The following is a 6,160-nucleotide window of genomic DNA, read 5'->3' on the forward strand; positions in this document are numbered from 1 at the left end:
AAAAAAAGCCTGGTTGCGCTCATTACCAGGCTTTTAAGTTGAAATTGATTGCAGGAGGAGGTAGAAGACGGAAATTACCAACCAGGGATTATTGCAGATTTACCTTGACAACTTTTTTCTTTTCTTCTTCAGCTTTGGGTAGTGTTAGATGCAAAATACCATCCTTGTATTCCGCACTAACTTTATTATTTTGCACCAAGGTAGGTAGAGAAATTGCTCGTTGGAATTTACCGTAATAAAATTCACTCTTGCTGACACCTTTATTTTCGGTTTTAGTTTCCGATTTGCGCTCACCAGTAATATAAACGGTGTCTTCTGTGACTTGTATATCCAGGTCTTTGGTGTCCATTCCTGGTATTTCTAGCTTGACATTAACTGCGTCATCGGTTTCGGATATTTCCGCAGCAGGAACTTTATGGAAACCTCTTTCAAATAGTCTAGATGGTGCTTTGGTTTCTTCAAGTAGGCTATTAATTTCACGGTGGAGAGTACCGATTTCCATCCAGGGATTCCAGCGAACTAACATAAATATTCCTCCGATTAAGTAGTTTTTATTTAATTGATTTTGCACTTGTCTTAGTGCTTCATTTAAATATTAATCAGGATAACAATTTCTGTAAATTCGGTTATTACGACGGCATAATTGATGATTACCGCCCATAATTTGGCGACAATAAATATTAGGGTTTTCTCTATTTTTTAGGTGTGGTAAACCGAAATTACCAGAGTAGTCAGCAGGATTATATCCCCGACTTCTTGAGAGGATGTTTTAAAAGTTATGATTAGTGTATCGAATATTATTTGACCCCACCCTCATCTTTCCCTTCACCAGGGAATGGGGCTTGATTTTGTTGCTTCGGTATGTTCCGGTTTTCCGGTTTTCCGGTGTTCCCTATTCCCTATTCCCTAGTCCCTGTTCCCTAGTCCCTAGTCCCTAGTCCCTAGTCCCTAGTCCCTATTCTCTGTTCCCTGTTCCCTGTTCCCTGTTCCCTTTTCAAAAGTTATAAAATAACCTCTGAGGTGAAAATCTTGCACACAACAACACCCAAGCTCCTACTCACCTTATTATTTCCTCTCATTTATCAGACTATATAGGGTGACCCTGACTAAACTATCAGTGGCATAACCCCCTGTTTAGCAATCTGAGGAAATATCAGCTTTCCAGTTGGGTGTTGTGTTCGGTTGACGAGACAGATTAGAATAGAACAGCGCTTTTACCTCTTTGTGAACTGAACATTGGCTGTTGAATCTGCCAGGGAAGCTATTTAGCTTCAATTATTAATATATCATTGTTAAATCAAGAGTACCTGACTTTGATACTAAACTTAATATTTCCAGGTAGGTGGTAGAACCTTGAGTATTTACCCATTGGTACCCTGGGATTCATTGGCAATTCCAACAGTGCGATCGCACTGTTGATTGTTGACTGTTGACTGGGAAGAGGTATGACCATTAACAGTCATTAGCCGGGGAATAAATTAAGCGTCTAATAGCAAAAGTCCACTAAAAGTGGACTGGTAAGTTACATATAATACTCTAGAAAATCATTGTTAACCCTATTGATAATGTTATATTTAACACCCAGTCGGATAAATCCGACTTCAGCTTTTAGACAGGGGTTTCTAACCCCTGGCTCCCGATTATTGTATAGCTAACTGTAATTACATCATCCAAAATAGATTACTAGGATCAAACCATTGTGGTTGCTGAGGGGTTTGATCTTGACCAAATACAGCCGCACTCGGACTGGATCTTCTACCTCTACTAGTACCATTAGGATTCCCCATTGGACGGATTGGTAGTCCACCGTCAACCCAAGCTGGACGACGATTACGACGGGTCATTTTGTTGACCATAGCATTGTAAGTTCGTGAGTCTATCCCCCCTCTTCTATGAGGAGGTGGCTGCCGTGCATTGGGGTTCTGGGGATCATAACTAGTCACCCATCGGTAAAAGTCCCCTAGCGTCCAAATTACTGGCTCGTTACCATTCTGATCTGCCTGTCGTTCGTCGTCAAATTCTTCTAATAAAGTCTCGAATTCTTCACGAGAGTTAGTTTCATTAGGAGGATAGTACATTACTGCTGCCAAAACTGCTGGATCGAACTCTGAGGCTGGAATAGCAATTGGAGTACCTTGAAAGGCAGTTGATTCCTCTCCCAAGTAGTAAAAATCAGCATCAACTCCTTCAATCCAGGTTGTGTCTTGGTCGGTTTGACCATTCCCATTTAAAATATCTATTGCATCTTGATTCGGTCTATCAATATGCTGATAATCAGGCTTGTGATCGTAAATGATAACTGCAAAGCCCATTTGTAATGCTGCGCGAATGTAATTGGCACAGGAATTGGTTTTTCCACTCCCTGTTGCACCAGCAATTAAGCTTTGATAATAAAAAGTTCGTGGATTGACATAAATGCCAATGTTTGTATCGATAATCTCCCCAATTCCATACCTTTCATCCGCAGGGGGCAAGTTTAAGTATCTGATGATCTCATCTTCTGTGGCTTCTCTTGCAATAGATCCAATTTGAGGTCGCCGACGAACACTACTTGGTGGGTCTTGGGTAATGTCTTTAATTAGGTTTACTTGATAAAAATAAACCTCTCGAACGACAACTTCACGAGCATAGTTATTCTGCTCTAGCTGTTCAAAAGCATTAATTGTCGCATTATCTTGTGGTCCAAGAGCCGAACGATTCAAGTTTGCTTGGGGACTAACAACTTGTCCAAAATAGTTCCTATGGCTTGCATGATCTTCAACAATTACAAAATCATTTGCGGATAATTCTGGCTCGTTAAAAGTGTAGCCACAGATTAAACTTAAATCTGAATTAATCGTGTCAGGAATTTGAATTAGTGTCATCTGTAGTTACCTTCATTTGTAATATCCACTCCCATGCGATAGTTATTGCGCTGAATTTCGCTAATAAAGGAGTGTTTAATGGACTGAGAGTTATTGCTTCCTCTAAGATGCCAATCAACGGTTTCCAGCAACAGAGGTATTTCGTGGTTAATAGTTGGACTAGCATCTTGTCGCAATAAACTAACTGCGTATGATAAATCAGCTAGAGCGCATTCAAAGGCAAATGCTTTTTCAGCAGGACGATAGACTACCCGAACATACTTGCCTGGTAATCTACTGACCCAGGTATTAATGCTTGTGTTATCTCTAAATCGTCGTTGATACTGGTCTTGAATAGGACACAGGACGAATCCCTCCCCTCTTTCTAAACTCATAGCTGTCCACTTACTAATTGCCCAAGAACTACCCAAATCTTTGATGACACCAATAAAACGCTTCCCTGTTTGCATCATCCTATAATAAAGCTCTCGTCCTGAATGTTGAGTAATCAAGTTTTGAGTAAAAATTGGTCCATCTAGCAACACAGTTTCTTGCTCACAATCAATGGCTATTGTTCGTTCTTGATATTCCCGAAATGTTGTAGCCCAAGAGCCTTTAGTCTGACGAATGTTATCTAATTCATCACATAGACTAAACAAATCACTATCATTTGCTGCAATTTCATCAGGTCTTGCATACCGAGTGTTTGTAGTAGTTAAAACAACCTCTGGATTATGGCGATTCTGACTGGTAATACATCCAACTCCAACGGCATAAAAGGAAGTATTCATTAAGTCAGTAACAGGTAAAACATCTGTAGAGTCAATAGCCGCAATTTCTCCACTCACTAAATCAGTAGCTACTTCTTCATCAAAATCATTACCGTATGCCTGGAAGTGAAATAAAAACTGAGTTGGACTATGAGCATCTTCCATGAATCGACGTATCCAACGCTGTACGGATTCATCAGATTGGTGGAGATTCTGGGAAATGGTTTGATCAGCCGAAAAATCGAGGAAGAAGGTTTCTGGTACTGGACGTTGGTTAGCTATGGCAGAATCAAAGACCCCCTCATCAGACGGTATATTTCTATTTGTCATTAAGCATTATCTCTCCCTACAGATTAAGCAGATTCATTCTGATCAATGAGTCTATTATTTAACTTGTTATAAATTATATCTAACCACACCGGAATCACAGCTTTACCTTCATCCAGGGATGCGATCGCTATCTTCCGATCAAATTCTACCAAAGAAAGCGAATCATCCTGTGATAACAACAACATAAACCGCTTACCCTGACCCGAAATAAACAACTCTGGTGCTTGTTCCTTCAATTGTTTGAGAACTTGACAAGCGACATCAAAACTAATACCCGTAGACAGCCAATATACCATAGCTGCCAACTCCACCAAATTCGACCTTGAATAATAAATACTGCGACCCGTACCCGTACCACTAATTACAGGTACAAGGATCCCCCTCTCTCGCCAATACTGAATCTGGCGAAGAGTACAACCGGTCAATTGAGTCGCGTCCTTACTTGTGAAAAAAGTTTCTTGCATAAAATACTATTTTACAGAAAGCAATAACATAAGCATGGTATTATAGGACAAATATGTTTAAAAGGCATGAGCCTTACTATTCAGTGTCGTTTAGTAGCCAGTGAAACTACCCGTCAGCAGCTATGGCAATTGATGGCAGAGAAAAACACGCCACTGATTAACGAATTACTGATACAGGTTGCTCAACAATTACAAAAGCGGGTGATGGGACTCGAACCCACGACGTTCACCTTGGGAAGGTGACATTCTACCACTGAATTACACCCGCAGTGAAGACAGATGGAGTAGAAAAATAAGATATTAGTAATTGTACCATAATAATTACCGTTTATGGAAGAGGCAGAAATTATGAATTGGTGGCAAAAACTGCGGAAAAACCCTTTGGCGCGATTTGGGGCAATTGTGCTGTTAATTTTCTACATAATGGTAATTGCTGCTGATTTTGTCGCTCCTTATAATCCTCTGGCTTCACAGCCTAATGGTTCCCTGTTACCACCAACTCGGGTTTATTGGTTTTCTCAGTCAGAACGGGGAAAATTTATCGGACCCCATGTATATCCTACTGTTCAGGGCGATACTGATTTAGAAACGGGCGATCGCCAAATCATAGTAGACTTTACCCAACCAACACCCATCAGGTTATTTGTCCGTGGTGCGGAATACCAACTATTACAGTTAACTTTACCCCTTCCTCCCAAGTGGGAAGAGGTAACTATTTTACCCGGTATTCCTTTAGACTGGCATTTATTTGGGACTATAAATGATGGGGATGGCGTAGCTAGTCCCACAGCCTTAAATATTTTAGGTACTGACGACCAAGGACGCGACCAATTCAGCCGTTTAGTATATGGTGGTCGGATTAGTTTATTTATTGGGATTATTGGGGTATTGATTAGTTTTCCCCTAGCTCTAATCATTGGGGGTATTTCTGGCTACTTTGGTGGTTGGATTGATAGCGTAATTATGCGGTTAGCAGAAGTGCTAATGACTTTCCCAGGGATTTATCTGTTAGTGACCTTGGGTGCTGTTTTACCACCTGGTTTAACCAGTACCCAGCGCTTTGTTTTAATTGTAGTGATTATGTCGGTGATTAGTTGGGCGGGGTTAGCGCGGGTAATTCGCGGCCAGGTACTATCAATTAAGGAGCGAGAATTTGTACAAGCAGCAGTAGCAATGGGTGGTAAACCAATTTACATTATTATCCGCCATATTTTACCACAAACTGCTACCTATGTAATTATTTCTGCCACATTGGCGGTTCCGGGTTTTATTGGTGCGGAAGCGGTATTAAGTCTGATTGGTTTAGGAATCCAACAGCCTGATCCTTCTTGGGGGAATATGCTATCTTTGGCTAGTAATGCTTCAATTGTGGTGTTGCAACCTTGGTTAATTTGGCCGCCAGCTGCTTTAATTATTCTAACTGTGCTGTCTTTTAATTTACTTGGTGATGGGTTGAGGGATGCTCTGGATCCCCGCAGTCTGCGCAGATAGAGCGGTATAGAGACCACCAAAGCCTCCACCCAATATACATATTCTAGAAGTTGGTTGAGTCATGGCTCCTATAGGTTTATCAATACTAACTTCAGTGTAATCAATAAATGTTCAATAAACAAAAAAAAGCCTGGTTGCGCTCATTACCAGGCTTTTAAGTTGAAATTGATTGCAGGAGGAGGTAGAAGACGGAAATTACCAACCAGGGATTATTGCAGATTTACCTTGACAACTTTTTTCTTTTCTTCTTCAGCTTTGGGTA

At 40.8% G+C, this 6,160-nt stretch carries 5 protein-coding genes and 1 tRNA gene; 1 reads left to right on the forward strand and 5 read right to left on the reverse strand.

The window, feature by feature from the left end; all coding sequences use genetic code 11:
• Window positions 1-88: 88 nt before the first annotated feature.
• From PN447_RS06930 to PN447_RS06950, 5 genes are all read right to left on the reverse strand, one after another.
• Window positions 89-526, reverse strand: a complete 438-nt coding sequence (locus tag PN447_RS06930; RefSeq protein WP_271734097.1) for an Hsp20/alpha crystallin family protein — start codon at window positions 524-526, stop codon at window positions 89-91.
• 1,135 nt (window positions 527-1,661) lie between these two features.
• Window positions 1,662-2,864, reverse strand: a complete 1,203-nt coding sequence (locus tag PN447_RS06935; RefSeq protein ID WP_271761948.1) for a helicase HerA-like domain-containing protein — start codon at window positions 2,862-2,864, stop codon at window positions 1,662-1,664.
• Complete coding sequence (locus PN447_RS06940) at window positions 2,861-3,943, reverse strand: hypothetical protein (protein ID WP_271761950.1); 1,083 nt, start codon at window positions 3,941-3,943, stop codon at window positions 2,861-2,863. The genes PN447_RS06935 and PN447_RS06940 overlap by 4 nt, the downstream gene beginning before the upstream one ends.
• Window positions 3,944-3,966: 23 nt before the next feature.
• Window positions 3,967-4,407, reverse strand: a complete 441-nt coding sequence (locus PN447_RS06945; RefSeq protein WP_271761951.1) for a MerR family transcriptional regulator — start codon at window positions 4,405-4,407, stop codon at window positions 3,967-3,969.
• 196 nt (window positions 4,408-4,603) lie between these two features.
• Window positions 4,604-4,675, reverse strand: a tRNA-Gly gene (locus tag PN447_RS06950).
• An 80-nt stretch (window positions 4,676-4,755) separates the two neighbouring features.
• Here PN447_RS06950 and PN447_RS06955 point away from each other — a divergent pair.
• On the forward strand, window positions 4,756-5,898 hold the full coding sequence (locus tag PN447_RS06955; protein ID WP_271761953.1) for an ABC transporter permease: 1,143 nt from the start codon (window positions 4,756-4,758) through the stop codon (window positions 5,896-5,898).
• Window positions 5,899-6,160: the final 262 nt, after the last annotated feature.

The organism is Anabaena sp. CS-542/02, from assembly GCF_028331085.1.
In the GTDB taxonomy this organism is placed as follows: domain Bacteria; phylum Cyanobacteriota; class Cyanobacteriia; order Cyanobacteriales; family Nostocaceae; genus Anabaenopsis; species Anabaenopsis arnoldii.